Source organism: Pseudomethylobacillus aquaticus, from assembly GCF_003730115.1.
Classification (GTDB): Bacteria; Pseudomonadota; Gammaproteobacteria; order Burkholderiales; family Methylophilaceae; genus Pseudomethylobacillus; species Pseudomethylobacillus aquaticus.
The window spans coordinates 80,600-106,820 of record NZ_RJVP01000008.1 but is presented as its reverse complement, the minus strand read 5'-3'; the positions used below and the strand labels follow the sequence as shown (position 1 = coordinate 106,820).

Here is a 26,221-nt window from a genome sequence, read left to right as displayed (position 1 = left end):
AGCTACGTCGTCAATACGTCAATTACAGCACGGACTTAACAGTATTCACTACGTTTTCTACCGTGAAACCGAAGTGCTTCAGCAGTACGCCGCCAGGAGCGGATTCACCGAAGGTTTCGATACCCACGACTGCACCTTCCAGACCAACATACTTGCGCCAGAAGTCAGGGTGCGCCGCTTCAACCGCGACACGCTTCACGCCTGGAGTCAGCACGCTGTCTTTGTAAGCCTGGTCTTGACGGTCGAATACGTTAGTGGATGGCATGGAAACCACGCGCACTTTGGTACCAGCCGCGTTCAACTCAGCCGCAGCTTGCACGGCCAGATCCAACTCGGAACCGTTGGCGATGATGATGACATCGGCTTTACCGTCCACGTCAGAGAACACATAACCACCCTTGCGAATCAGGTCAAAGTGTTTGCTGTCGTGTTTGATGCCTGGCACTGCCTGACGGCTCAATACCAAGCTGGTTGGGCCTTCAGTACGCTCTACTGCAGCAACCCACGCAACGGTGGTTTCTGTAGAGTCAGCTGGACGCCATACATCCATACGAGGGATATAGCGCAGACCTGAAGTGTTTTCTACTGGTTGGTGAGTAGGACCGTCTTCACCCTGGCCGATGGAGTCATGGGTCAATACGTAAACGACGCGTTGATGCATCAACGCAGACATACGCATGCCGTTCTTCATGTAGTCAGAGAACATGTGGAAAGTACCGCCGTATGGCAACAAACCACCGTGCAATGCCATACCGTTCATGATCGCCGCCATACCGAACTCACGTACACCGTAAGAGATATAGTTGCCTGGCTCTTTACCACTGACGTGTTTGAACTCTTTAGCCGCTGTCAGGTTAGAACCTGTCAAGTCAGCAGAGCCGCCCAGGAACTCTGGCAAGATTGGAGCCAAGGCTGTAATTGCTTTTTGTGAAGCTTGACGAGTAGCCAGTTTTTCAGCTTTTTCGTTCGTTTCAGCGATGATTGCGTCAGTCAATGCTTTCCAGTTAGCTGGCAGTTCACCGGCCATGCGGCGCTTGAATTCAGCGGCTTCTGCAGGGAATGCAGCAGCGTAAGCAGCGAACTTGGCGTTCCAGGCCGCTTCAGCAGCAGCGCCCTTGGCCTTGGCGTCCCAACCAGCGTAAACGTCGGCAGGGATCACGAATGGCTCATGCGGCCAGCCGATAGCGGCACGCGTGGCGGCAACTTCAGCGTCACCCAGTGCGGAACCGTGGCAGTCATGGCTGCCGGACTTGTTCGGGGAGCCCTTGCCGATGATGGTCTTGCAGCAGATCAGGGATGGCTTGTCGGTGACCTTCTTGGCAGCGTCCACAGCGGCCTGGATCGCAGCGGCATCGTGACCGTCTACAGACTGAACGTGCCAGCCGTAGGATTCGAAACGACCAGCGGTGTCATCGGTGTACCAGCCTTCGATATGGCCGTCGATGGAAATGCCGTTGTCATCCCAGAATGCCACCAGCTTGCCCAGACCCCAGGTACCGGCCAGTGCACAGGCTTCGTGAGAAACGCCTTCCATCATGCAGCCGTCGCCCAGGAACACGTAGGTGTAGTGGTCAACGATGTCGTGGCCTGGCTTGTTGAACTGGTCAGCCAGCAGTTTTTCTGCCATGGCGAAACCGACGCCGTTGGCGATACCCTGGCCCAGAGGACCGGTGGTGGTTTCTACGCCTGGCGCGTAGTGGTATTCAGGGTGACCTGCACACTTGGAATGCAATTGACGGAAGGTCTTGATGTCGTCGATGCTGACGTCATAGCCGGTCAGGTGCAGCAGGGAGTAGATCAGCATGGAACCGTGGCCGTTGGACAGCACGAAACGGTCGCGGTTGGACCAGTTCGGGTTGGTCGGGTTGTGGCTCAGGTTGTGGTTCCATACTACTTCAGCGATTTCGGCCATGCCCATAGGCGCGCCTGGGTGGCCGGAATTGGCCTTCTGCACGGCATCCATCGACAGCGCGCGGATGGCATTGCACAGATCATTACGAGTTGCCATTTGAATCTCCCATTCTCATCAAACCGTGGTTGTAAAAAAGGCCGCCCCCGATGAGATTCGGAGCAGCGATCCTTTGAATTTCCTGGAATTCCCCTGTATGACAGACTTGCCAAGGCGGCTTGTTTACGACGATGTGCTGTCGCCAAGCGGCTTATTATTTTTGTTCACGCTTGATGCACGCACTTAATACTTATTTGCTAATCAGGGTTATACCCGAATTATTGCCCAGAAGCCGATTTTCGGCAACTGCAAGCCTGCGTTGCCCTAGCAAGCAGTAGATCAACCAGCCGCATCTTCCAGCCATTTGATCGAGCATCCGATGGAGGCGATCTGCTCGCGCGGCCCCTGTCCGGTTTCCGCCACCAGCTTCATGGCCTGGAACAGGTCACGCGAACTTGGCGCCGGGTTCAGCTCGCGACGCGCATCATCAAAACGGCCACGGTACTGCAACTCGAAACCAGCATTGAAGCCGAAGAAGTCCGGCGTGCACACCGCGCCATAGGCCTTGGCCACCTCTTGCGTGTCATCGATGAGGTAAGGAAAAGGGAAGCCATACTCACTGGCGATCCGCTTCATGTTGTCGTAGGAATCGTCCGGGTAATTGACCGTATCGTTGGAGGAGATCGCCACGGCATGGATACCAAGCGAGCGCAGCTCGCGGAAATCCGCCACCAGACGCTCGCGTATGGATTTCACATAAGGACAATGGTTGCAGATGAACATCACCACGGTACCGTTGGGGCCTGCCGCATCGGCCAGCGTCCATTGCCTGCCATCGACACCCAGCAAGTTGAAATCCGGGGCTTTCCAGCCAAAATCACAGACGGGAGGGTTGAGGCTTACCATCAGCAGAACTCCTTGATTTAGAATTGAGCTCTATTTTATCACCGACCGTCTGCAGACCCCATGTCACTGCCACGTTTTCATGTCCCGGAAAAACTCGCTCCCGGCAGCCAGCTGCGCCTGCCCGACAATGCCGCCACGCACGCCAGTCGCGCGCTGCGCATGCAGGTTGGCCATGAAGCCATTTTATTCAACGGCGACGGCAACGATTATCTGTGCACACTGACCAGCGTGGGCAAGCACGAGGTGAACGTCAAGATCAGCAGCGTGCTGGTCAATGAGCGTGAATCGCCTTTGCGCATCACCCTGGCGCAGGCCATCTCCACCGGTGACCGCATGGATTTCAGCATACAGAAATCGGTCGAGCTGGGCGTGACAGCGATCCAGCCCATCGCCAGCCAGCGCAGCATGGTCAAGCTTAGCGGCGAACGCGCCGAAAAACGCCGTGAACACTGGCAGAACGTGGTGATCTCCGCCTGCGAACAATCCGGCCGGGCCATCGTGCCCGAGGTCAGCGCACCACTGTCACTGAGTGACTGGCTGGTACGCAATACCGCTCCGCAATTGCGACTGACCCTGTCGCCCGTGGCGGAACAATGCCTGCATCAGCTCGCCAAACCGGAGACCGACATCTGCCTGCTGATCGGTGCCGAGGGCGGGCTCACGCAGGACGAGATCACGCTGGCCAGCCAGCATGGCTTCATTCCGGTACGTCTGGGGCAGCGCATCCTGCGCACGGAAACTGCGCCAATTGCAGCAATATCCGCAATACAAACCCTTTGGGGCGATTTTTCCGCCTGATTTTCAGCAAAAGTATTGCGCTTAACTATTATTTTCCAAATAATATGCGCTATATGCAAATTCAAGGTTTTTCCCCATGTCCATAGGCAACGCCCTGCGCAAACGGCGCAAAGCGCTAGACCTCACCCTGCAGGAACTGGCTGTACGTGTGGACGCCGACAGCGGCAACCTGTCGCGCATCGAACGTGGCACGCAAGGCGTGTCCGAAGCCATGCTGATGCGCTTGTGTGCCGCTCTGGACTGCACACCGGCCTACCTGTATGCGCAGACCGAAAGCGCCAGCGGTCTTTCTGCGTCCGCCAGCCCGCGCCTCAACCTGCTGCAGCCGCAGGAATTCGTGCGCTGGTTCCGCTCCGCAGCGCCTTATATCCACGCCTTCGGTGGCCGCACCTTTGTGATCGCTTTCGGTGGCGAGGTGGTCGATGACGGCCAGTTCGTGGCGCTGTCGCATGACCTCAACCTGCTGGCCAGCCTGGAAGTGCGGCTGGTGCTGGTGCATGGCGTGCGCCCGCAGATCGAGTCACGCCTGAAACGGGCGCACATCGAGACGCGGCTGGTGGACGGCCTGCGCGTCACCGACGACGATGCCATGCAGGCGGTGAAAGAAGCCAACGGCGCGGTGCGTGTGGAGATCGAAGCACTGCTGTCCATGGGGCTCATCAACTCGCCCATGGCGGGCGCGGATATCCGCGTCGCCAGCGGCAACTTCGTCACTGCCAAACCGCTGGGCGTGCGCAACGGCGTGGACCTGCAGCACACCGGCGAAGTCCGCAAAGTGGACGAGATCGGCATCCGCAAGCGCCTGGATGACGGCGAACTGGTGCTGCTGTCGCCACTGGGTTACTCCCCCACAGGCGAGGTGTTCAACCTGACACTGGAAGACGTGGCGGTGAGCGCCGCCATCGCGCTGGACGCGGACAAGCTGATCTTCCTCATGGATGCGCCCGGTGTGCATAACGCACGCGGCGAACTGCTGCGCGAGATGACCGCGCACAAGGCACGCAATCTGTTGCGCAATATCGATGACAAGACCGGCGCCGACCAAACACCGCAGAACTTCAGCGAAGACGAGGGCTATTACCTGCCGGCCGCCGTGCGCGCCTGTGATGGTGGCGTGGCACGCACGCATCTGATCAGCCGCCATGTGGATGGCGCCATCGTGCAGGAACTGTTCACGCACGACGGCATCGGCACCATGATCACCGAAGAGCCACTGGAAACCATGCGGCAGGCCGAGATCGGCGACGTGGGCGGCATCCTGCAACTGATAGAACCCATGGAAGCCGAGGGCATTCTGGTGCGGCGCGGACGCGAGCGGCTGGAGATGGAGATCAGCCACTTTTTCGTGATGGAGCATGATGGCGTCATCATCGCTTGTGCCGCGCTGTACCCGTTCCCGGACGACCGCAAGGCCGAGCTGGCCTGCGTGGCCGTGCATCGCAACTTCCGGCGCGGCGGCCGTGGTGACCGGCTGCTCAAATACAGCGAAGAACAGGCGCGCGAACGCGGCATCCGTGCCTTGTTCGTGCTCACCACACGCACTGAACACTGGTTCCTGGAACGCGGCTTTGTAGAAACCGATGTGAATGAACTGCCCCCGGCCAAACAGCAGCTGTATAACTTCCAGCGCCGCTCCAAGGTGTTCGTGAAAAAGATCTGACCAGCCTGAACAGGCGGGCAGTTCAGGCTGGTTGGGATGGCCCTGGCGCTAGCGCAAGTTGCACGAAAAAGGGGTTAGCCACTGTGCACGCCTTGAAATCCTGCCGCCCGGCCTCATGTTGATATCCGTGATCTGACACAGGCTGGCGTTGCCGGCGCGTGCATATCCTCTCTCTCCTCGTATCGCGGCCTTTGATGTGCACGTTTCCATCAGCACATCTGGGTCGCTCTTTTTTTGCCTGTGGCCATGTCGCTGCATGCCAGTGTCTTGCACACCATGACGCGGCAAGCCACCCACCACTCAGCGAATAAAGTTGATCATCAGAACAGGCCGACCACATGGCCTGCCGCGTCGATATCGATGCGCGTCGCACACGGCACTTTGGGCAGGCCGGGCATGGTCATGATGTCGTCGCATACCATCACGATGAACTCGGCCCCGGCACAGAGCCGCACTTCGCGTATGGTCACGCGGTGGCCACTGGGGGCACCACGCAGCGCAGCATCGGTGGAAAACGAATACTGGGTCTTGGCCACACACACCGGGTAATGCCCATAACCATCCTGCTGCAGCTTGTCGATCTGCTCGCGGATGCGGCGTGCCGCAAAGATATCCGCTGCGCCGTAGATGCGTGTGGCCAGCTTGTGCATCTTTTCCCACAGCGTGTCCGCGTCTTCGTAGGCGAACCTTAGCGGCGTGGGTGCTGCCTCGGTCAGGCGCACCACTTCTTCTGCCAGCGCCGCCGCCCCGGCCCCGCCTTTGGCCCAGTGCTCGGCCAGCACCACACGCACGCCCAGCGCGGCCATCTGCTCGGCCAGCAAGGCCAGTTCGGCGTCCGTGTCCTGAGTAAAGCGGTTGATGGCCACCACGCAAGGCAGGCCGAAGGTCTGCTGCAGGTTGTGCACATGACGTTGCAGATTGGCGATGCCCGCCAGCAAGGCAGGCAGGTTGAGCTGTGCCAGCGCGGTCAGGTCCACTCCACCATGGTATTTGAGCGCGCGCACGGTCGCCACGATGACGGCAGCAGCAGGCCGCAAGCCGGATTTACGGCACTTGATGTCGATGAACTTCTCGGCCCCCAGGTCGGCGCCAAAACCGGCTTCGGTCACCACATAATCGGCCAGCTTGAGCGCCAGCCGCGTGGCGATCACGGAATTGCAGCCGTGTGCGATATTGGCGAAAGGCCCGCCATGGATGAGTGCTGGCGTGTGTTCCAGGGTCTGCACCAGATTGGGTTTGATGGCGTTCTTGAGCAGCACCGCCATGGCACCATGCGCCTGCAGAGCGCTTGCGGTGATGGCCTGCCCGGCAAAGCCGTAACCGATGACGATATGGCCGAGGCGCTGTTTGAGGTCAGCCAGATCGTCACACAGACACAGGATGGCCATCACCTCGGACGCCACTACGATATCGAAGCCATCCTCGCGCGCCTGACCGTTGACCTTGCCACCCAAGCCCACCACGATCTGGCGCAGCGCACGGTCGTTCATGTCCATCACCCGCTTCCAGCTGACCTGACGCGGGTCTATGCCGAGCGCGTTACCGTGATGGATATGGTTGTCTATCATGGCCGACAGCAGGTTGTGCGCCAGCGCGACAGCGGCGAAATCACCGGTGAAATGCAGGTTGATGTCTTCCATGGGCACCACCTGCGCGTAACCGCCGCCCGCCGCGCCGCCCTTCATGCCGAACACCGGCCCCAGCGCAGGCTCACGCAAGCACACCATGGCACGCTTGCCGATATGGTTGAGTGCATCGCCCAGCCCCACCGTGGTGGTGGTCTTACCCTCCCCGGCTGGTGTGGGGCTGATGGCGGTGACCAGGATCAGCCTGCCATCAGCGCGCGCCTGCAATTGCGGGTTGAGTGCGGGCTCGATCTTGGCCTTGTAGTGGCCGTAAGGCTCGACCGAGGCTTCGTTCAACCCCAGCGCCTGCGCGATCTGACTGACCTTGTTCAACTGCGCTTGCTGGGCGATGGCGATGTCGGACGGCATGGTCAGAATTCCCTGAGGGTGTACCGGTATTAGAACACTGGCCGCGAGGACGATTCAAGGTAAAATATTGTCATCAAATACCCTTATCATGGCAGCGCGGCGCGGTGCTTTTTGACGCCCTGCTGATGCTGTATCTTTTTAACTGCTTCATCCTTTTTGACCGCATGACCATAGCCTGGAACTCACCCTTATGCTGAACGAAACCACCGCCGTGCAAAAAGCGCAGACCCTGGCAGAAGCCCTGCCCTACATCAAGCGCTTCTTCGACAAGACCATCGTGATCAAATACGGCGGTAACGCCATGACCGATGAACACCTCAAGCAATGCTTCGCGCAGGACGTGGTGCTGCTCAAGCTGGTGGGCATGAACCCGGTGGTGGTGCATGGCGGCGGCCCGCAGATCAACGACATGCTGGACAAGCTGGGTAAAAAGGGCGTGTTCATCCAGGGCATGCGTGTCACCGATGAAGAGACCATGGACATCGTGGAAATGGTGCTGGGCGGCCACGTCAATAAAGAGATCGTCAACCTGATCAACCGCAACGGCGGCAAGGCGGTGGGCCTTACCGGGCAGGACGGCAACTTCATCCACGCCGAGAAACTGCTCATCGCCGACAAGGACCAGCCGGGTCAGATGATCGATATCGGCAGCGTGGGCGACATCACCGCCATCGACCCCAGCATCATCAACTTTCTGGACAGCGGCGACTTCATCCCGGTGATCGCGCCCATAGGCGTGGGCCCGCAAGGCGAGACTTACAACATCAACGCTGACGTGGTGGCTGGCAAGCTGGCCGAGATCCTCGGTGCAGAAAAGCTCATCCTGCTGACCAACACGCCAGGCGTGCTGGACAAAGCCGGCACCCTGCTCACCGGCCTCACCCCCAAGCAGATCGACGACCTGGTGGCGGACGGCACGCTGTCGGGCGGCATGCTGCCCAAGATCAGCTCGGCACTGGACGCGGCGCGCAGCGGTGTGAAATCCGTGCACATCATCGATGGCCGCGTGGAACACGCGCTGCTGCTGGAAGTGCTAACCGACGAAGGGGTGGGTACGCTGATCAAGGCCAAGTAACCCAGGCCACTCACTCGAGGCCAGGCAACTTTTACACGCCTGTTTGACGCTGCACCTGGCTTCGGCTGTTGCGAACAGGCGGAAAACTCATGGTCAAGGTGATAACGACAGCGCTAGCCCCGCACAGGAACCAGACCGATGACACGCACCTGGATCTTTGATCTGGATGACACACTGCACGACGCATCGGCCCACATCTTCCCGGTGATGAACCAGGCCATGACGCAATACATCATGGACCATCTGGAACTCAACGAGGAAGATGCCCATGCGCTGCGCCGCCATTACTGGCGCATCTACGGCGCCACCATGCGCGGGTTGACCCGGCATCACGGCATCAAGCCCGCGCATTTTCTGCATGTCACGCATCAATTTCCGGATCTGGAACAGATGGTGATCCGCAGTCAGCGCCTGCGGCACTGCATCCAGCGCCTGCCCGGACGTAAGGTAGTATTCACTAACGCGCCCATGCGGTATGCTTTGCGCGTATTGAAGCTGATGGGGATAGACGGCCTGTTCGATCAGGTATGCAGCGTGGAATCGACGCGTTTCCACCCCAAGCCTTCGTTGCGCGGCTTCAGTGCCGTGTTGCGGCGCATCAAGGCCAGGCCGGCCGATTGCGTGATGATGGAAGACAACGCGCAAGCGCTGATGACCGCCAAACGGCTGGGCATGAAAACCGTGCTGATCTCCAGGCGCTTATGTAAACCCAGCTTTGTGGACGCGCGCCTGCGCAGCGTGCTCAAGCTCAACCGAATCAAGCTATAACAAGGAACCCACCATGGCTGGTGAACGCAAACAACAGATCCTCGAGATCCTCGCCAAGATGCTGGAAGCCCCCAAGCACGAGAAGATCACCACGGCCGCACTGGCCGCCAGGCTGGAGGTCAGCGAAGCCGCGCTGTACCGGCATTTCGCCAGCAAGGCGCAGATGTTCGAAGGCCTGATCGAATTCATCGAGCTCAGCCTGTTCGGCCTGCTTAACAAGATCAGCAGCGAGGAAGAAGAAGGCTTGAAGCAGGTAAGGCGCATGCTCACCGTGATGCTGCTGTTCGCGGAAAAGAACCCGGGCATGACACGTGTGCTGATCGGCGACGCGCTGGTGAATGAAGACGACCGCCTGCAGGCGCGCATCAACCAATTGTATGACCGCGTGGAATCCACGCTCAAGCAAAGCCTGCGCATCGCCGAAGCGCAGACCGGCCGCACGTTGGAACCGGAAGCCCAGGCCAACCTGCTACTGTGTTTTGTGATCGGGCGCTGGCAGCAGTTCGCCAAGAGCGGCTTCAAACGTAAACCCATGGAATTCATGCAGCAGCAGCTCAGCATGCTGATCAACGGCTGAAACCTCAGCGTGCAAGCGTGGGCTAGTCAGTAAGCGCTCGCTTAATCGCTGCTACCCGTGCAGCAAACACGGCATCCTTGATCTGCGCCACGTCATCCAGTTGACGCGCGATCTGCCCTGCATCCACAGCCTGCGCGGCCTGTAGCACCGTCAACAGTCTGTCGGCCTGCGGGTAAGCCGCCTGTTCAAAGCCGGTACGGCCACGTGCATCACATACACAGGCTAGCAGCATGGCCTTGAAGCGCTCGGGCTGACGCAGCGCATCGGTGTCCTGCAACAAGCGCATCAGGGTATCGGCGCGCATCTCTTCGGCACGGTGTACCTTGCCATGGAAACGCGCCACGATGTAGGCGAGATCACGGCAGTCATTGGGAACACGCAAGCGCTCACATACGGTTTTGAGCAACTCGGCACTGCGCTCTTCATGGCCGATATGGCGTGGCAGCATATCGGCTGGTGTGGTGCCTTTACCCAGATCATGGGTCAGTGCAGCGAAACGCACAGGCAGGTTGTGCTGCTGGCTGGCGGCATAGTCGACCACCAGCATCACGTGCACGCCGGTATCCACCTCGGGGTGGTATTTTTCGGGCTGCGGCACACCCCATAGGCGGTCCAACTCAGGCAGGATGCGCTGCAAGGCACCGCAGGCCCGCAGCGCCTCGAACATGCGTGAAGGTTTGGCTTCCATCAGGCCTTTGGCGAGCTCCTGCCACACCCGCTCCGGCACCAGCGCATCCACTTCACCCGCCTGCACCATGTCATGCATCAGCTGCATGGTCTCGTCGGCCACGGTGAAATCATGGAAACGCGCCGCAAAACGCGCCGCGCGCAGGATGCGTACCGGGTCTTCACTGAAGGCCGGGCTGACGTGGCGCAGCACGCGCGCCTGCAGGTCACGCTGGCCGTTGAACGGGTCGATGAGCTGGCCATGTTCATCCTCGGCGATGGCATTCACCGTCAGGTCACGGCGGGCCAGGTCCTGCTCCAGCGTGACCTCGGGTGCGGCATGCACCTGAAAGCCTTTGTAGCCCTTGGCGGTCTTGCGCTCGGTGCGCGCCAGGGCATATTCCTGATGGGTGTGCGGGTGCAGGAATACCGGGAAATCCTTGCCTACCGGCCGGTAACCCAATGCCACCATCTGTTCAGGCGTGGCACCCACCACCACGTAGTCGACATCCTTGACCGGCAGGCCAAGCAGGGCGTCGCGGACAGCGCCACCGACGCGGTAGCTCTTCATCGCCCCGCTTTGCTGCGGAACTGCTGGTAGCTGGTCTGCAGGTTCTGATCCGACAGGTAGCCGGGCGCGACCACTTCCAGCGCAGTCGGCTGGAAGTCGAACACGGCAGGGAAAGGCCCGCTGCAGACGCTGTCCACCTGCATGGAAGCCAGGTTGTCACGCGTCATCAGTTTGACCGGCAGCTTTTCCATCGCCCAGGCTTGCAGGTAGGACAGCTTGTCGTTGAGGCCCAGGATGACGCGGCGCTTGTCCAGCACGAACATCACGAACTCGATCAACTGGCGCAGCGTATACACGCGTGGCCCGCCCAGTTCGTAGATCTGGCCATGGGTAGCCACATCGTCCAGACTGAGCAGGAAAGCCTGCGCCACATCTTCCACCCATACCGGCTGAAAGCGTGCATCCGGCTTGGCCAGCACCACGGCAGGCAACAAGCGGACCAGGTTGGCGAACAGGCTTAAAAAGCTGTCGCCGCGCCCGAAGATCACCGAGGGGCGGAAGACGGTGACCTGCAGATCCTGGGCAGCCAGCACCTGCGCCTCGCCAGCCGCTTTGGAACGCAGATAGGCACTGGGCGCGTCTGCACTGACCTGCAGCGCACTCATATGCAACAGACGCGGCACCTGCCGCGAGCGGCACAGGGCGACCAGACGGCTTGGCAATTCGGCATGCAGGGCATCGAAACCGCCGTCTGCCTGATCGTGCAGGACGCCGATCAGATTGATGACGGCATCGGCGCCACGCAGGATAGCGCCCAGCACCACATCATCACGGATGTCGCCCTCGAACACCTGTACATTCGGTAACAGGATCAGGTGCTTGGCACGCTCGCGTCTGCGACTCAGTACACGCACCGCATGCCCGGCAGCACTCAGCCTGTGTACGATGGCGCTGCCGACAAACCCCGAACCTCCCAATACCACCACGTGCTTCATGATCCCAACGACCCTTTGCTAAGTTTTTGCTATGGTTGTGCGCCGCAAGGCGCTGATTATTCTGCTGGTACGCTTTCCACGGCGGGCGCGTCGCCACCAGGTGCCAGCGCCTGATTCCAGCCCGGAATGACCCCCATGCGCTGTTTCAATGTAGGGGTGGCCGCACCCAGACGCTGTGCGTAAAACACCGAGTTTGCCATGACTTTTTTGACATAGTCACGTGTTTCCGTGAACGGGATGTTCTCGGCATAGATAGTGCCATCCAGCGGCTGTTCAGCCAGCCAGCGTTTGGGCCGTCCCGGCCCGGCATTGTAAGCCGCCGTCGCCATCACCGCATACCCGTCCATGCGGTCCATGGTGTAACGCAGATAATGGGTACCGAAGCGCAGATTAGTTTCCAGCTCGTTGATCATGGCAGGCTGAAAACTGTCGAAGCCAAGCCGTTTGGCGATCCATTTGGCTGTCGCCGGCATCACCTGCATCAGGCCGGAGGCACCGGCGCTGGATTTTGCCACTTGCACGAAGCGGCTCTCCTGACGGATGAGGCCGTAGATCCAGGCCACTTCCAGACCGTTCTCGCGTGCGTAGCTTTGCAGCGTCTCGCGATAAGGCGTGGGGTAACGCAGTGCGAAATCATGCGTGAGGCGGGTCTTTTCTGCGGTATTGATGGCCATGTCCAGCCAGCCCTGACGCGCAGCCACTTCGGCCGCCGCGATCAGTTGCTGGTCGCTGAAATCGCGTATCGCCCAGTTCCACTCCTGACGCGCCTCGGTGCGCATATCCAGACGCTGCAAGGCCATGGCGCGCTGTATGCCCGGCAACTGCAGCACCTGACGCACCTCTTGTTCCGGCGCTTTATAGGTGGCTGCCGGGGCACTCATGGTTTCGCCCAGCTCCTCCCTGGCCAGCAAGCCGTAATAGTTATGCTCATGTGACAACTCGACAAAGATGGCGTTGGCTGGGGCGATCTTCTGCTGCTCTTTGAGCGCGCGCGCGCGCCAGTAGCGCCAGCCCAGTTCGTTCTGCTGTGCATTGTCCATGCTGTCTATGGTGCGCTCCAGCAGCAGCCAGTCCTGTACGCGCATGGCGGCCCTGGCTTTCCAGGCCTGCTGTTCGGCATCCAGCGGCGTCTGGCCAGCCTGCTGATACCAGCTCAGCGCCAGGGGGTCGTGTTTGCGCGCGCCGTACATGGCAAGGCGCGCATAGGCATGGCGGGTGTCCGCTGAGTCCAGGGCTGTCAGCCGGTTGAGGCGGGACATGGCCTGCACCGTATCGACGCGCGCCAGACGGTCCAGTGCGAACAAGGCCAGCTCACGGTCGAAACGGTTTTTCAGGTTCAGGGATTTGTCGTCCAGCAGGCGCGAAGGGTTCTGGCTGGCCAGATTGAGACGCTTAAGGTTAGGCGCACCGGCCTGATCCAGCCGCTTCAGCACATGGCTGGCCAGCGCGATATTGTTTTCCTGCAGCGCCAGACGCACGCGTTGCCACAGATCGTCACTACTCAGCACGCCTTCCTGCTGCATGCGCGTGTATACCTGATTGCAGATCGCGGGTTGGTCCTTGGCGCTAAACCACAGGCTGCGTGCCTGCTGCAGCGCCTGCTGCCAACCGGCGCGCCCGGTCTCGGCTGCACCCAGCAAGGTGTAACACTGTATGGCCTGATCCTCGCGCTGGAATCTGGGCAGCTCGTTGAAATAAGTCGGCCAGTCTTCGTATTTGCCTATGGATTTCAACCATTCGCCGCGCAGGCGGTCAGCGAATGGGAAGTCCGCATACTGGTCGAGAAAAGCATGTACCCGGCTGTTATCAAGGTTCTGCAGTTGCAGCAGCGTGAGCCAGTAATCCGCATAGGGAGCCAGCAGGTGGTTCTCCGCCTGCAGTACACGCAACTGCTCGGCCAGCAGGCGGGCATCCTGCTTTTTATAGGCTGCTCTGGCTTGTTCGAACAGGGCATCGTCGGCCCTGGCCTCCTGGCTGGCCGCAGTACCTGCGCTGATCAGCAGCAACCCTATCCACACCCATGCCAACTTCATTGTCCTGCCTCACACTAAGCTGCACTTAAATGACCACCCGCCCTGACCGAGATGACAGACGGCTATTGTTTCAAAACGTTGGTCTGCGCTTTACTGATGCAGCACGACCAATAAAGAATGACTAATACAGAATGATGCGCCCTAAAGCGAACAGCACACCACCGATCAGCAGCAGCACGGCACTGAATTTGACCAGCTGCCAGGAAAAGCGCAGGTAGCGGCGATCACCACTGAGCAGATAGACACCGATACTCACCGTGACGGCGACCAGCGCGATGACCAGAACAAGACGGAATACCAACATGCTCTGTATCCCCTGATGGTCAGGCGTAGTTCAACGCCGGTGCAGACAGGATAGGGTTACGGAACGCGGCTGGAGCTTGAGCCGCATCGTCAAAGCTGATGTATTCCCAGGCCGTCGGGTCGGCCAGCAGGTCACGCAACAACTGATTGTTCATGGCATGCCCGGATTTATAGGCACTGTAGGCACCGATCAGCGGGTGGCCCAACACATACAGATCGCCGATGGCATCCAGCATCTTGTGCTTGGCGAACTCATCGCTGTAGCGCAGACCGTCACCATTCAGCACCCGGTATTCATCCAGCACGATGGCGTTATCCAGACTGCCGCCACGGGCCAGCCCATTGGAGCGCAGGTATTCCACCTCGTGCATGAAACCAAAGGTGCGCGCACGGCTGATCTCTTTGATGTAGTTGTCATCGGCAAAGTCGATGGTGACATGCTTGCCGCTGTGCTCGAACACCGGATGGTTGAAATCGATGACGAAGTCGAGCTTGAAGCCGAAGTGGGGGTCGAAACGCACCCACTTGTCGCCGTCATGCACTTCGATGCTCTTCTTGATGCGGACGAAACGTTTGGCTGCAGGCTGCTCGATGATGCCGGCTGACTGCAGCAGGAATACGAATGGACCGGCACTGCCGTCCACGATGGGCACTTCGGACGCATCCAGGTCGATCTGGGCGTTATCCACGCCCAGACCGGCCAATGCGGACATCAAATGCTCGACCGTGGCCACGCGCGCACCGTTGGCTTCCAGCGCGGAACATAGCCGTGTGTCGTTGACCAGATGAGGCGCCACCCTGAATGCCGGCATGTCGGGCAGATCGACTCGCCGGAACACAATGCCAGTGTCGGCCGCCGCTGGACGCAAGGTCAAGGTTACCTTGTCGCCACTGTGCAGACCCACACCGGTGGTGCTGATCGCCTGTTTCAATGTTCTCTGTTTGAGCACATGCTTCCTCATCTGATGCATGGCCACGGCACTGGCCGTGGCCACTATCTTTTACCTTGCGGCGTTAACTGTCGGGCCTTACTTAACTGGCCATGATCCTTGGACAGGCCTGCTGTTTCTACGTGCGCCAAACATCATTGCTAACCATCACTGACATTCATCGCACGCTTACCAGCACTCCCCGTTCAACAGCGCTGATTGAGGCGGCGCTGTCTGGGCTTGTGTTTACGACCCCGGTCCAAGACCCGATTTCTGCATGACCCTGTCAAAAACACAGCACCCTGTCAAAAATCCCTATCAAAAATCATAGCATAGTTACTTGGTGACCATGCCGCAGTGGGTCGCGGCCTAGTCCGCCTGGCGACGCAGGAAAGCCGGGATGTCGAACTCTTCCACACCGGACATCTTCATCGCTTCCACCGTAGCACGGCGCCCGGAGCTGAACACCAGCGGCACTTCGTCGTCGGTCGCAGCCGCACCCGAATACACAGGCTGGTTGGTAGTACCGTCACGCACCTGGGTCATCACGCGCAGCTCAGGCTTCTGGCTACGACGCGCAACCGCACCGTTCAGGCCGGTGGCCACCATGGTCACACGCAGACCATCGCCCATGGATTCGTCGATGACGTTACCCACGATGACGGTGGCATCTTCTGCCGTGAATGCCTTGATGGTGTTCATCACTTCATGGAACTCACGCATCTTGAACGAGCTGCTGGCGGTGATGTTGACCAGTACGCCACGCGCATTGGCGAGGTTCACGTCTTCCAGCAATGGGCTGGCAACAGCCTGTTCAGCCGCGATACGTGCACGCTCGGAACCATTGGCGATGGCAGAACCCATCATGGCCATGCCCATCTCCGACATCACGGTGCGTACGTCGGCAAAGTCGACGTTGACCAGACCAGGGCAATTGATGATCTCGGCAATGCCGGACACCGCGTTGTGCAGCACATCGTTGGCCGCGCGGAACGCTTCCAGGAAGGGCACATCATCGCCCAGTACCTGCATCAGCTTTTCGTTAGGGATAACGATCAGAGAGTCCACATGCTTGGAAAGTTCTTCCAGGCCTTCTTGTGCCACTTTGGTGCGCTTGCCTTCGAACGCGAATGGCTTGGTCACCACCGCCACGGTCAGGATGCCCATTTCCTTGGCCACTTCCGCGATGATGGGCGCAGCACCGGTACCGGTACCGCCGCCCATGCCTGCCGCGATGAACAGCATGTCGGCGCCGTCGATGATCTCGGCGATGCGGTCACGGTCTTCCATGGCAGCCTGACGGCCGATGTCAGGACGGGCCCCTGCGCCCAGCCCCTTGGTGATGTCGGTGCCGATCTGCAGAATGTGCTTGGCCTGACTCTTCTTCAGTGCCTGCATGTCGGTGTTGGCGCAAATGAACTCAACGCCGCCGACTGACTTCTCGATCATGTGGGCGACGGCATTACCACCGCAACCGCCGACACCGATCACCTTGATCACAGCTTCCTGTGTGTTGTTTTCCATAATTTCAAACATGTGATGCCTCCTTGTTTTCTGCCATTAATCCAGATGCTTTAACAGCATCCCTCTGCCCGATTGACTGCCTACTGCGTTTGCCTTGCCTGTACTGCTCAACTAACAATTACTGCGCGATGACGACTAAATATCTGCTGCTAAAAATTGCCCTGGAACCAGCTCTTCATCCGTTCCAGCACGCGTGCCAGTGAATTCGATTGCAGGTGCCCCTGGATATGCCGCTCCACCTGCTGCTTGCCCATCAGCACCAGGCCGACACCGGTGGCGTAGCGCGGGTTGCTGACCACTTCGGACAGGCCGCCCACATAACGCGGCATGCCCAGACGCACCGGCATGTGGAAGATCTCTTCGCCCAGCTCCACCATGCCGCGCATCATCGAAGAACCGCCGGTGATGACGATGCCGGAGGCGATCATGTCTTCCATGCCGCTGCGGCGCAGCTCGTTGAGTACGAATTCATAGAGCTCGACCACACGCGGCTCGATCACCTCGGCCAGCGTCTGCAATGACAGCTGGCGCGGCTCACGGCCATCCACACCTGGCACTTCCACCACTTCGCGCTGTGCCGCCAGCTGGCGCAAGGCACAGCCGTGCTTGATCTTGATGTCTTCCGCCGCCGGGGTAGGCGTGCGGAACGCCACGGCCACGTCGTTGGTGATCTGGTCACCGGCGATGGGCACCACCGCGGTATGCCGGATGGCCCCCTGCTTGAACACGGCGATATCCGTGGTGCCGCCGCCTATGTCCACCAGGCAAACGCCCAGCTCTTTTTCATCTTCGGTCAGCACCGCCGCACTGGACGCCAGCGGCTGCAGGATCAGGTCGCTGACCTCGATGCCGCAACGCTTGATGCACTTGACGATGTTCTGTGCCGCCGAGACCGCGCCGGTGACGATATGCACCTTCACTTCCAGCTTCATGCCGCTCATGCTGATCGGCTCGCGCACGTCTTCCTGACCGTCGATGATGAATTCCTGGGTGAGGATGTGCAGGATCTGCTGGTCGGACGGCAGCGCGATGGCGCGTGCGGTGTCGATCACGCGGTCCACATCGGCCTGGGTCACTTCGGCATCCTTGATGCGCACCATGCCGTGCGAATTGAGGCTCTTCACGTGGCTGCCTGCGATGCCCGTGAACACGGTGCTGATCTTGCAATCCGCCATCAATTCGGCTTCTTCCAGCGCACGCTGGATGGACTGCATGGTGGAGTCGATATTGACCACCACGCCTTTTTTCAGGCCGCGCGACACGTGCTGGCCCAGACCGATCACCTTGAGCGAGCCATCCAGCTGCAGCTCGGCGACCACGGCCACGATCTTCGATGTGCCGATGTCCAGCCCCACGATCAAATTACTGTCTTCTCTGGTCCTGCTCATACATTCTCCAAGATGCGAACCACGGCCTTACACCGCGTTCGACTGCTGTTTCGACGGCACGGACTTGCGTGCATCGCTGGCCGGCTTGCGCACGGCGAATCCATTGCTGTAACGGAGATCGGCATACTTCAAACGTACGCCGGGCAAGGTGCTCTGATACACCTGGGTAAAGCGTTGCAAACGCTGCACCGTCTCGTCGCGCCCCAGTTCGATCTGCAAACCGTCTTCCGTGATCACTTGCCAGGCCTGACGCGGCGTCAGCGTCACACTGGCGATCTTCATGGCCGCTTTATCCAGCACGGCCTGATATTGCTGATAGCGCGTGGCCAACTGCGGCACGGCACTGCTGGCACCGTAGAACACCGGCAGGTCCTTGCCCGAGGCGGCGTTGAACAACTCGCCATGCGTATTCACCAGCGCCAGGTTGCCCCAGCGCCCCAGTTCGCGATGCTCCTCGACACGCACTTCCAGCTTGTCCGGCCAGCGCCTGCGCACGCTCACATCACGCGCCCAGGGCAGCTTGCGGAAGGCATCTCGCGCGCCGCGCAGATCCATGGTGAAGAAATTGCCGCGCAGATGCCGCTGGGCGATCAGCGCCACCTGCTCACGCGTCACATGCTGCAACTCGCCATCGACCTCGACCAGTCGCAGCGGGAACACCGGCAGCCGCAACACCCATTGCGCTGCGCTGTAGCACAGCATCAGCGCCGCCAGGGCATACAGCACGTTGGCGAGGGGATTGAGGATTTCAGGCCTATCCCACATGGGTGTCTCCGCCATCGCCTGCTGCGCGGGCGAACTGCTGCGTCACGTCCTCGCTCACGGCTCGTCTATCCACTCGATATGCCTTACCGCTCACTGCGGGGTTCCTTGCATTTCACCCTGCTCGCTACGGTGATGGCTGGAGACACTAGCCAGCTCCAGTATCCGCAGCACCAGCGCATCAAAATCGATACCGGCCGCCTTGGCGCCCATGGGCACCAGGCTGTGGTCTGTCATGCCGGGCGAGGTATTCACTTCCAGGAAGTAATGCTGGCCTGCTTCGTCCATGAGGAAATCCACGCGACCCCAACCACGCCCGCCTATGGTGCGGAAGGCCTGCATGGCCTCGGCCTGGATAGCGGCTTCCTGCTCAGCATTCAGGCCGCACGGGCACAGGTACTGCGTGTCGTCACGCAGGTATTTGGCTTCGTAGTCATAGAATTCGTTGGCAGGCACGATGCGGATGATGGGCAGCACCTGATCGCCCAGAATCCCCACCGTGTACTCACCTCCACCCACGAACTGTTCGGCGATCACCAGCGGATCGGCCTCGGCAGCGAGGCGATAGGCGGCGGGCAGCTCACCCGCCTGCTTGACCTTGCTGATGCCGATGCTGGAGCCTTCATTGGCGGGTTTTACGAACAGCGGCAGCCCCAGGCTGCGCTCGATGGCGGCAAAGTCACTGTCGGCCGTAACCAGTTCGAACGCTGGCGTGACCACGCCCGCCGCACGCCACAGCAACTTGGTGCGCCATTTGTCCATGCCCACGCTGGAGGCCATCACGCCGCTGCCAGTGTAGGGGATGCCCATCAGTTCCAGCGCCCCCTGCATGGTGCCGTCTTCACCATAACGGCCATGCAATGCGATGAACACGCGGTCGTAGCCTTGCAGATCGTGCAATGGCCGCTCAGCCGGATCAAAGGCGTGCGCATCCACGCCGCTGCGTTGCAGCGAGGCCAGTACCGCAGCACCACTCTTGAGCGATACCGCACGCTCGCCCGAACGTCCGCCCATCAATACCGCGACTTTTCCAAAATGTTGACTCATCCCGCTTCACCTATCACGCGTACTTCCTGTTGCAAATCCACACTGAATCTCTGTTTCACCGTGTCACGCATCAGCGCGATCAACTGTTCGATATCCGCTGCCGTCGCATCGCCCAGATTGACGATGAAGTTGGCATGTTTTTCCGACACCTGCGCGCCACCTATGGTGTGCCCCTTGAGGCCGCTGGCTTCCACCAGCCGTGCAGCGAAGTCGCCAGGCGGATTGCGGAAGGTGGAACCTGCATTCGGCAGGTTCAATGGCTGTGTGGCCAGCCGTCTGGCCAATAAGGACTTGATCTTCTGCTCGGCCTCACTGGCCTCGCCCACAGGCAAGCTGAACCAGGCCGCCACGAACCAGCCCTGCAGCGGCTGACCATCCGCCATCTCCACATGACGATAGCTGGCCGCAAACGCCTCATACGCCAGCGTATGCAGTGCGCCGCGGTGGTCGATGAGCTGCGCGCGCGCCACGATGGGCCAGGTCTCGCCACCATGGCAGCCCGCATTCATGGCCAATGCACCGCCTACCGTGCCCGGGATCCCCGCCATGAACTCCGCACCATGCCGATGCTGGCGTGCGGTGAAGCGCGCCAGCTTGGCGCAGGTGACACCGGCTTCGGCATACACCATCTCGCCTTCCATGCGCAGCTCGGCCAGCACGTTATGCATGACCACCACCGTGCCACGCACGCCACCGTCCCGCACCAGCAGGTTGGAACCCAGGCCGATGAAATGCACGGGCTCCTGCTCTGGCAGGCGCTGCAGGAAGGCCTGCAGATCTGCCAGGTCCGCCGGGATATACAAACGCTCGGCCGGACCACCCACACGCCAGCTGGTATAGCGCGCCAGCGGTTCGTGGCTGATCAAGGTGCCTTGTGTTGATTGCAGTGCCATCAACTTGCCACCGCCTGTTCGCGGGTCCTGCTGGCAACCTGACCGATGGAACCGGCCCCCATGACGATGACCACATCGCCATCGCGCGCCACGTCCAGGATCGCTGCCGGCAATTCGGCCGGTGTTTCAATGAACAAAGGTTCCACCTTGCCAGCCACGCGCACCGCACGCACCAGCGCCCGGCCATCTGCCGCCACGATGGGGGATTCGCCAGCCGGGTACACCTCGGTCAGCAGCAGGGCATCGGTACCGGACAGCACACGCACAAAATCTTCGAAACAATCGCGGGTGCGGGTGTAGCGGTGCGGCTGAAACGCCATCACCAGCCTGCGCTCCGGGAAGGCCCCACGCGCCGCAGCGATCACCGCCTGCATCTCGACCGGGTGATGGCCGTAGTCATCGATGAGGGTGAAATGGCCACCGTTCCTGGCAGGCACTTCGCCATAGCGCTCGAAACGACGTCCCACACCCTTGAATTCCTTGAGCGCCTTGATGATGGCGGCATCCGGTACGTTGAGCTCACTGGCCACCGCGATCGCAGCCAGCGCATTCAGCACGTAATGGTTGCCGGGCAGATTCAGCGTCACGTCGAACTCCGTGGTCACGCCATTGATGCGCTGCACGGTGAAATGCATGGTGCCGTGGTCGGCGCGCACGTTCTTGGCACGGATGCGGGCGTCCTCGGAGAAGCCATACGGCATCACCGGTTTGGTCACGCTGGGCAGGATGGCACGCACGTTCGGGTCATCGATGCACAACACGGCCATGCCCCAGAACGGCAACTGCTGCAGGAACTCGACAAAAGCGCCTTTGAGCTTCTCGAAATCATGGCCGTAGGTGTCCATGTGGTCGGCGTCGATATTGGTGACCACCGCCATCACCGGCGTCAGGTGCAGGAAGGACGCGTCGGATTCATCGGCCTCGGCCACGATGAACTCACCGGTCCCCAGCCGCGCATTGGTACTGGCCGCTTCCAGACGGCCGCCGATCACAAAGGTCGGGTCCATGCCCGCTTCGGCCAGAATGCTGGCGATCAGGCTGGTGGTGGTGGTCTTGCCATGCGTACCGGCGACGGCGATGCCCTGACGGAAACGCATCAACTCGGCCAGCATGATGGCGCGTGGCACCACCGGGATATTGCGGCCACGTGCCGCCATCACTTCGGGGTTGCTCTCGTTGACAGCCGAGGACACCACCACCACGTCGGCGGCCTGCATGTGCTCGGCGGCGTGCCCCTGGAACACGCGCGCTCCCAATGACTGCAGGCGGCGCGTCACGCTGTTATCGGCCAGATCGGAACCGCTGACCTGAAAGCCCAGGTTGACCAGCACCTCGGCGATGCCACTCATGCCGGAACCGCCGATGCCGACGAAATGCACGTTTTTAACCTTGTGTTTCATGGCAGCGCGATCTCCTCAAGTTGGTCGGCGATGGCGGAGGTGGCATTGGGGCGCCCCAGATGCCGCGCCTGTTGTGCCATCTGCAGCAGATGCGGGCGGCGCAAGGCGCGCAACTGCACAGCCAGCGATTCTGCTGTCAGTGCTTGTTGCGGAAGGTGCAACGCAGCGCCCTGCTCTGCCAACCAGCGCGCGTTGTCCTGTTGATGCGAGGTGGTCGAGACCAGCAAGGGCACCAGCACACTGGCCACACCGGCCACGGTGATCTCGCTGATGGTGATGGCACCGGCGCGGCACACCAGCACGTCCGCCGCCGCATACTCGGCGGCCATGTCCTCGATGAAGCTACGCACGTCTGCCGTAACGCCTGCTGCCGTATAAGCGGCACGCAGTTGCTGGATATGGCGCTCACCAGCCTGATGCACCACCTGTGGACGCTCGGCTTCCGGCATCAGCGCCAGTGCCTGTGGCACCAGTTCGTTCAGCACTTGCGCACCCAGACTGCCGCCCACCACCAGCAAGCGTAGCGCACCCTGTCTGGCGCCATAACGATGCTCGGGGGCGATGATGTCCACGATCTCGGTGCGCACCGGATTACCGGTGACACGCAATTTGTCTGCACCCACTTCTTGCGTGTTCGTTTGGAAGCCGAACAGGACACGCTGGGCCGCCGATAGCAAGGCGCGGTTCGACATCAGCAAACGGGCATCTGCATTCACCAGCGCCAGCGGCAGCTGGCAGGCACGCGCCGCCCAACCGCCGGGCACGGTCACATAGCCCCCCATACCAAGCACCACGGCGGGCTTGAGCTTGCGCATCAAGCGCCAGCTCTGCCAGGTGGCCAGCACCAGCTTGAACACACCGGCCAGACTGTGCTGCCAGCCCTTGCCACGCAGACCGGAGAAATTGAGCCGGGTCATGCGGATACCCTTGGCCGGCACCAGCCGGTTCTCCATGCCATGCGTGGTGCCCAGCCAATGCACCTGCCAGCCGCGCGCCTGCATCTCGGCTGCAACGGCCAGCCCCGGCATGACGTGTCCACCGGTACCGGCTGCCATGATGAGCAGGGTCTTGCTCATGCGAGCACCTCTGGCAGTGGTGACGGCACAGATAAATTCCCGTTATGCCATGCCGATTGTTTGGTTACTTTATTTTGGACGAGCAAAATAAAGTAACGCGCTGTCGGGCGCGCCCCGACCACGACGTGCAGCATCATGCGTGCCGCCTCCGAACGACTGGCAAGAAGGCCTGCATTAGCGTGTCGGCGTCCGCCAGCATTCGCTTTACTCGCAGCTTCGCAGGCTCGGTAGCTCATGCCTGCCGCCCCATTTAGCGAGGAGGTTTTGGCTACGGCCGCTGCGCTTAACCTGCTACGCAGCTTAGCCTGCGCCGAAACCGCCGGCTGCAGGCCCTGTTTGAAACCGCGCGCTATTTGCATTCTGGTCATGCTGGCAGCCCTTTTTGCAGACGACGATTCTCCCAATCAATCCGCAGCAGGATGGCGAGTGCCATGCAATTGGCGAGGATGCCGCTGCCGCCATACGACAGCAGGGGCAAGGTCAGGCCCTTGGTCGGCAGGATGCCCATGTTCACGCCCATGTTGATGATGCTCTGCACGCCCAGCCAGATGGCGATGCCTTGCGCCAGCAGCGCCGAAAAATAACGTTCCAGCTTGATGGATTCCTTGGCGATACCGAACGCACGCGTGACCAGCCAGGCGAACATCGCCACCACGGCCAGTACGCCGATGAAACCGAGTTCTTCTGCCGTGACGGCAAGGATGAAGTCGGTGTGCGCTTCCGGCAGGTACAGCAGCTTTTCGACACTGGCGCCCAGCCCCACGCCGAACCATTCACCGCGCCCGAACGCAATGAGCGCGTGCGATAGCTGATAGCCCTTGCCGTAGGGGTCTGCCCAGGGGTCCATGAAGCCGATGATGCGCTGCAAGCGGTAGGGTGAACTCCAGATCAGCGCAACGAAGCCGACTACCAGCAGGATGAACAGGCCGATGAAGATGCGGATGTTGATGCCGCCCAGCCACAGGATACTCATGGCGATGGCGGTGATGACGGCAAACGCACCGAAATCCGGCTCTGACAGCAGCAGCATGCCCACCAGGAACATCACCAGCAGCATGGGGAAGAAGCCTTTGCTGAAGCTGTCCATCACCGAAGCTTTACGCAAGGTGTAATCCGCCACGTAGATAGTGGCGAACAGCTTCATCAGTTCGGACGGCTGCAGGGTCACCACCACCAGCGAGATCCAGCGGCGACTGCCGTTCACCTCACGACCTATGCCGGGGATCAGCACCAGCACCAGCAACACCAAACCGACCATGAACAGGAAGGGCGCCATGTTCTGCCACCACTGCGTGGGCACCTGGAAGGTCACCGCCGCGACCGCCAGGCTGATCACCAGATACATGGCATGGCGGATAACGAAGTAGCTGGCCTGATGACCAGTGGCTTTGTCCGCTTCGGCCAGCGCGATGGAGGAGGAATACACCATCACCAGCCCCAGGCCCAGCAGCAGCAGGATCACCCACAGCAGACCTTCGTCGTAGCTGGCTGCCACCACCTGATCACGGTTATTGAGGAAGCTCATCATGCCGCCGACTCCTGTCCGGCCGACTTGAGTGCATGCACCGCGTCGGCGAACACTTCGGCACGGTGCAGATAGTTGCGGAACATGTCGAAACTGGCGCAAGCGGGCGACAGCAGCACGGCATCGCCGTGCTGGGCAGCGGCACTGGCGATCTGCACCGCGGATGGAAGGTCGCTGGCTGGCAACAAGGGCACGCCCGTGTCCTGCAGCACCGCAGCGAGGTGTGGCGCATCGCGCCCGATCAGCACCACGGCACGCGCATTGGCGGCCACCGGCGCGCGCAGCGGCGAGAAGTCCTGGCCTTTGCCATCGCCACCGGCGATCAGCACCACCTTGTTGGGGAAGCCGGACAAGGCGGCGCAAGTGGCACCTACATTGGTGCCTTTGGAGTCGTCGTAGAAACTGACACCATTCACTTCGGCCAGCCACTGCACGCGGTGCGGCAGCCCGGCAAAATCACGCAGCGCCTGCAGCAAGGGTGCCCAGGGCAAGCCTAGGCTGCGGCACAGCGCCAGCGCAGCGAGGGCGTTGGCGGCATTGTGCAACCCGGCGATGCGCAGTGCGCTCAATGGCAACAGCGCTTCTTCACCCTGAGCCAGCCAATCGACACCATGGCGCTGGATCAAGCCAAAATCGCTGCTTTGTGTGGGGGCACCCAGACCAAAACATACCACCTGACGACCAGGCAGGGTCATGCCCAGGCTCCAGGCATCGTCACGATTGAGCACCTGCACGCCAAGGCTGTCGGCATCAGCGAACACATGCGCCTTGGCGGCAGCATAATCGGCCATGCCGCTGTAGCGGTCCATGTGGTCTTCACTAAGATTCAGCACCGTCGCGGCATCTGCATTCAAGGAGCGCGTGGTTTCCAGCTGAAAGCTGGACAGCTCCAGCACATAGACGTCGACCTGCGCTTGCTGGTCGTCCAGCACATCCAGCACCGGCAGGCCGATGTTGCCAGCCACCACGGTGTTGAGCCCGGCGGCCTTGCACATCTCGCCCACCAGCGTGGTCACCGTGCTCTTGCCATTGGCACCGGTGATGGCGATCAGCTTGCTGCCCGCAGGGCGGTACTGCGCGAACAGTTCCACATCGCCCACCACCGCGATGCCACGGGCCATGGCGGCCTGCACTTCAGGCTCTGCCAGCGGCACCCCAGGGCTGATCACCACCAGGTCTGCGCCTGCAAACGTGGCTGGCTGCAAAGCACCGACCGACACCGTGATGCCGGGGAACTCGGCCTGCACCTGGGCCAGATTAGGCGGCACCTGGCGTGTATCGGCGACAGACAGGCGCGCGCCCTGGCGTTTCAGCCAGCGCAATGCCGACAGGCCGGTATCACCCAGCCCCAGCACCAGCACCTGTTTGTCTTTAATGCTCAGCTTCATACAATCCGTGAAACATGAAATGTGAAACGTGAAATGTAAAAACCGGATGGTTCTA

The 26,221-nt window shown here is 60.6% G+C and carries 23 protein-coding genes; 5 read left to right on the top strand and 18 right to left on the bottom strand.

Annotated elements, in window-relative coordinates:
* Positions 1–22: 22 nt before the first annotated feature.
* Together tkt and ED236_RS12155 are read right to left on the bottom strand one after the other, a co-directional pair.
* Positions 23–2,008, bottom strand: coding sequence for a transketolase (gene tkt / locus ED236_RS12160; protein WP_123238254.1), 1,986 nt, complete (start codon positions 2,006–2,008; stop codon positions 23–25).
* A 279-nt stretch (positions 2,009–2,287) separates the two neighbouring features.
* Positions 2,288–2,854 carry a thioredoxin family protein gene (locus tag ED236_RS12155; RefSeq protein WP_123238253.1) on the bottom strand — a complete coding sequence of 189 codons (567 nt, stop codon included), beginning with the start codon at positions 2,852–2,854 and terminating at the stop codon, positions 2,288–2,290.
* Positions 2,855–2,914: 60 nt separating this feature from the next.
* On the opposite strand from ED236_RS12155, the gene ED236_RS12150 reads away from it, so the two are divergent.
* Together ED236_RS12150 and argA are read left to right on the top strand one after the other, a co-directional pair.
* A complete protein-coding gene (locus ED236_RS12150) occupies positions 2,915–3,652 on the top strand; it encodes a 16S rRNA (uracil(1498)-N(3))-methyltransferase (protein WP_123238252.1) in 738 nt (245 codons plus the stop codon).
* Between the two features lie 76 nt (positions 3,653–3,728).
* A complete protein-coding gene (argA, locus tag ED236_RS12145) occupies positions 3,729–5,312 on the top strand; it encodes an amino-acid N-acetyltransferase (RefSeq protein ID WP_123238251.1) in 1,584 nt (527 codons plus the stop codon).
* Positions 5,313–5,632: 320 nt separating this feature from the next.
* Here the strand turns inward: argA and ED236_RS12140 are convergent, their stop codons facing one another.
* Positions 5,633–7,306 (bottom strand): formate--tetrahydrofolate ligase, encoded by a 1,674-nt coding sequence (locus tag ED236_RS12140; protein WP_123238250.1) that lies wholly within the window; start codon positions 7,304–7,306, stop codon positions 5,633–5,635.
* A gap of 190 nt (positions 7,307–7,496) precedes the next feature.
* Here ED236_RS12140 and argB point away from each other — a divergent pair, with 190 nt between their 5' ends.
* The 3 genes from argB (at position 7,497) to slmA (ending at position 9,726) form a co-directional block, all read left to right on the top strand.
* Positions 7,497–8,381, top strand: coding sequence for an acetylglutamate kinase (gene argB / locus ED236_RS12135; protein ID WP_123238249.1), 885 nt, complete (start codon positions 7,497–7,499; stop codon positions 8,379–8,381).
* Between the two features lie 138 nt (positions 8,382–8,519).
* Positions 8,520–9,149: a pyrimidine 5'-nucleotidase gene (locus ED236_RS12130; protein WP_123238248.1), complete on the top strand. Its 630-nt coding sequence runs from the start codon at positions 8,520–8,522 to the stop codon at positions 9,147–9,149.
* Between the two features lie 13 nt (positions 9,150–9,162).
* On the top strand, positions 9,163–9,726 hold the full coding sequence (gene slmA, locus ED236_RS12125) for a nucleoid occlusion factor SlmA (protein WP_123238247.1): 564 nt from the start codon (positions 9,163–9,165) through the stop codon (positions 9,724–9,726).
* A 22-nt stretch (positions 9,727–9,748) separates the two neighbouring features.
* Here slmA and ED236_RS12120 read toward each other — a convergent pair whose 3' ends face one another.
* The 15 genes from ED236_RS12120 to murD all read right to left on the bottom strand — a co-directional run bounded on the left by ED236_RS12120 (position 9,749) and on the right by murD (position 26,166).
* A complete protein-coding gene (locus ED236_RS12120; RefSeq protein ID WP_123238246.1) occupies positions 9,749–10,963 on the bottom strand; it encodes a multifunctional CCA addition/repair protein in 1,215 nt (404 codons plus the stop codon).
* The gene (locus ED236_RS12115) at positions 10,960–11,898 is read right to left on the bottom strand and encodes a complex I NDUFA9 subunit family protein (RefSeq protein ID WP_123238245.1); all 939 of its coding nucleotides are present in this window, start codon (positions 11,896–11,898) and stop codon (positions 10,960–10,962) included. Before ED236_RS12115 ends, ED236_RS12120 begins: the two co-directional genes overlap by 4 nt.
* Positions 11,899–11,954: 56 nt before the next feature.
* A complete protein-coding gene (locus tag ED236_RS12110; protein ID WP_123238244.1) occupies positions 11,955–13,931 on the bottom strand; it encodes a lytic transglycosylase domain-containing protein in 1,977 nt (658 codons plus the stop codon).
* 121 nt (positions 13,932–14,052) lie between these two features.
* The gene (locus ED236_RS12105) at positions 14,053–14,235 is read right to left on the bottom strand and encodes a hypothetical protein (RefSeq protein ID WP_123238243.1); all 183 of its coding nucleotides are present in this window, start codon (positions 14,233–14,235) and stop codon (positions 14,053–14,055) included.
* Positions 14,236–14,254: 19 nt separating this feature from the next.
* Positions 14,255–15,184 (bottom strand): UDP-3-O-acyl-N-acetylglucosamine deacetylase, encoded by a 930-nt coding sequence (lpxC, locus tag ED236_RS12100; RefSeq protein ID WP_123238273.1) that lies wholly within the window; start codon positions 15,182–15,184, stop codon positions 14,255–14,257.
* 348 nt (positions 15,185–15,532) lie between these two features.
* The gene (gene ftsZ / locus ED236_RS12095) at positions 15,533–16,699 is read right to left on the bottom strand and encodes a cell division protein FtsZ (protein ID WP_123238242.1); all 1,167 of its coding nucleotides are present in this window, start codon (positions 16,697–16,699) and stop codon (positions 15,533–15,535) included.
* A gap of 137 nt (positions 16,700–16,836) precedes the next feature.
* A complete protein-coding gene (ftsA, locus tag ED236_RS12090) occupies positions 16,837–18,075 on the bottom strand; it encodes a cell division protein FtsA (protein ID WP_123238241.1) in 1,239 nt (412 codons plus the stop codon).
* Between the two features lie 27 nt (positions 18,076–18,102).
* Positions 18,103–18,840, bottom strand: a complete 738-nt coding sequence (locus tag ED236_RS12085) for a cell division protein FtsQ/DivIB (protein ID WP_123238272.1) — start codon at positions 18,838–18,840, stop codon at positions 18,103–18,105.
* A gap of 90 nt (positions 18,841–18,930) precedes the next feature.
* A complete protein-coding gene (locus tag ED236_RS12080; protein ID WP_123238240.1) occupies positions 18,931–19,884 on the bottom strand; it encodes a D-alanine--D-alanine ligase in 954 nt (317 codons plus the stop codon).
* Entirely contained in the window at positions 19,881–20,777 is an 897-nt protein-coding gene (gene murB, locus ED236_RS12075; RefSeq protein ID WP_193726111.1) for a UDP-N-acetylmuramate dehydrogenase, read from the bottom strand. The genes ED236_RS12080 and murB overlap by 4 nt, the downstream gene beginning before the upstream one ends.
* Positions 20,777–22,177 carry a UDP-N-acetylmuramate--L-alanine ligase gene (murC, locus tag ED236_RS12070; protein WP_123238238.1) on the bottom strand — a complete coding sequence of 467 codons (1,401 nt, stop codon included), beginning with the start codon at positions 22,175–22,177 and terminating at the stop codon, positions 20,777–20,779. The genes murB and murC overlap by 1 nt, the downstream gene beginning before the upstream one ends.
* On the bottom strand, positions 22,174–23,253 hold the full coding sequence (gene murG, locus ED236_RS12065; RefSeq protein WP_123238237.1) for an undecaprenyldiphospho-muramoylpentapeptide beta-N-acetylglucosaminyltransferase: 1,080 nt from the start codon (positions 23,251–23,253) through the stop codon (positions 22,174–22,176). Before murG ends, murC begins: the two co-directional genes overlap by 4 nt.
* Positions 23,250–23,390: a hypothetical protein gene (locus ED236_RS12525; RefSeq protein ID WP_162299628.1), complete on the bottom strand. Its 141-nt coding sequence runs from the start codon at positions 23,388–23,390 to the stop codon at positions 23,250–23,252. Before ED236_RS12525 ends, murG begins: the two co-directional genes overlap by 4 nt.
* Positions 23,391–23,617: 227 nt before the next feature.
* Positions 23,618–24,781: a putative lipid II flippase FtsW gene (gene ftsW / locus ED236_RS12055; RefSeq protein WP_123238235.1), complete on the bottom strand. Its 1,164-nt coding sequence runs from the start codon at positions 24,779–24,781 to the stop codon at positions 23,618–23,620.
* Positions 24,778–26,166 carry a UDP-N-acetylmuramoyl-L-alanine--D-glutamate ligase gene (gene murD, locus ED236_RS12050; RefSeq protein ID WP_123238234.1) on the bottom strand — a complete coding sequence of 463 codons (1,389 nt, stop codon included), beginning with the start codon at positions 26,164–26,166 and terminating at the stop codon, positions 24,778–24,780. The genes ftsW and murD overlap by 4 nt, the downstream gene beginning before the upstream one ends.
* Between the last annotated feature and the right edge of the window lie 55 nt (positions 26,167–26,221).

What these genes read in the sequence shown, in the direction of transcription:
- argA (WP_123238251.1), top strand. Translation starts at nt 3,729, where the DNA reads ATGTCCATAGGCAACGCCCTGCGCAAACGGCGCAAAGCGCTAGACCTC.
- murC (WP_123238238.1), bottom strand. Translation starts at nt 22,177, where the DNA reads ATGAAACACAAGGTTAAAAACGTGCATTTCGTCGGCATCGGCGGTTCC.
- ED236_RS12155 (WP_123238253.1), bottom strand. Translation starts at nt 2,854, where the DNA reads ATGGTAAGCCTCAACCCTCCCGTCTGTGATTTTGGCTGGAAAGCCCCG.
- murB (WP_193726111.1), bottom strand. Translation starts at nt 20,777, where the DNA reads ATGGCACTGCAATCAACACAAGGCACCTTGATCAGCCACGAACCGCTG.
- ED236_RS12085 (WP_123238272.1), bottom strand. Translation starts at nt 18,840, where the DNA reads ATGTGGGATAGGCCTGAAATCCTCAATCCCCTCGCCAACGTGCTGTAT.
- ED236_RS12110 (WP_123238244.1), bottom strand. Translation starts at nt 13,931, where the DNA reads ATGAAGTTGGCATGGGTGTGGATAGGGTTGCTGCTGATCAGCGCAGGT.
- ED236_RS12120 (WP_123238246.1), bottom strand. Translation starts at nt 10,963, where the DNA reads ATGAAGAGCTACCGCGTCGGTGGCGCTGTCCGCGACGCCCTGCTTGGC.
- slmA (WP_123238247.1), top strand. Translation starts at nt 9,163, where the DNA reads ATGGCTGGTGAACGCAAACAACAGATCCTCGAGATCCTCGCCAAGATG.
- ED236_RS12115 (WP_123238245.1), bottom strand. Translation starts at nt 11,898, where the DNA reads ATGAAGCACGTGGTGGTATTGGGAGGTTCGGGGTTTGTCGGCAGCGCC.
- ftsW (WP_123238235.1), bottom strand. Translation starts at nt 24,781, where the DNA reads ATGATGAGCTTCCTCAATAACCGTGATCAGGTGGTGGCAGCCAGCTAC.
- ftsZ (WP_123238242.1), bottom strand. Translation starts at nt 16,699, where the DNA reads ATGTTTGAAATTATGGAAAACAACACACAGGAAGCTGTGATCAAGGTG.
- argB (WP_123238249.1), top strand. Translation starts at nt 7,497, where the DNA reads ATGCTGAACGAAACCACCGCCGTGCAAAAAGCGCAGACCCTGGCAGAA.
- ED236_RS12105 (WP_123238243.1), bottom strand. Translation starts at nt 14,235, where the DNA reads ATGTTGGTATTCCGTCTTGTTCTGGTCATCGCGCTGGTCGCCGTCACG.
- ED236_RS12140 (WP_123238250.1), bottom strand. Translation starts at nt 7,306, where the DNA reads ATGCCGTCCGACATCGCCATCGCCCAGCAAGCGCAGTTGAACAAGGTC.
- tkt (WP_123238254.1), bottom strand. Translation starts at nt 2,008, where the DNA reads ATGGCAACTCGTAATGATCTGTGCAATGCCATCCGCGCGCTGTCGATG.
- ED236_RS12080 (WP_123238240.1), bottom strand. Translation starts at nt 19,884, where the DNA reads ATGAGTCAACATTTTGGAAAAGTCGCGGTATTGATGGGCGGACGTTCG.
- murD (WP_123238234.1), bottom strand. Translation starts at nt 26,166, where the DNA reads ATGAAGCTGAGCATTAAAGACAAACAGGTGCTGGTGCTGGGGCTGGGT.
- ED236_RS12130 (WP_123238248.1), top strand. Translation starts at nt 8,520, where the DNA reads ATGACACGCACCTGGATCTTTGATCTGGATGACACACTGCACGACGCA.
- ftsA (WP_123238241.1), bottom strand. Translation starts at nt 18,075, where the DNA reads ATGAGCAGGACCAGAGAAGACAGTAATTTGATCGTGGGGCTGGACATC.
- ED236_RS12150 (WP_123238252.1), top strand. Translation starts at nt 2,915, where the DNA reads ATGTCACTGCCACGTTTTCATGTCCCGGAAAAACTCGCTCCCGGCAGC.
- murG (WP_123238237.1), bottom strand. Translation starts at nt 23,253, where the DNA reads ATGAGCAAGACCCTGCTCATCATGGCAGCCGGTACCGGTGGACACGTC.
- ED236_RS12525 (WP_162299628.1), bottom strand. Translation starts at nt 23,390, where the DNA reads ATGATGCTGCACGTCGTGGTCGGGGCGCGCCCGACAGCGCGTTACTTT.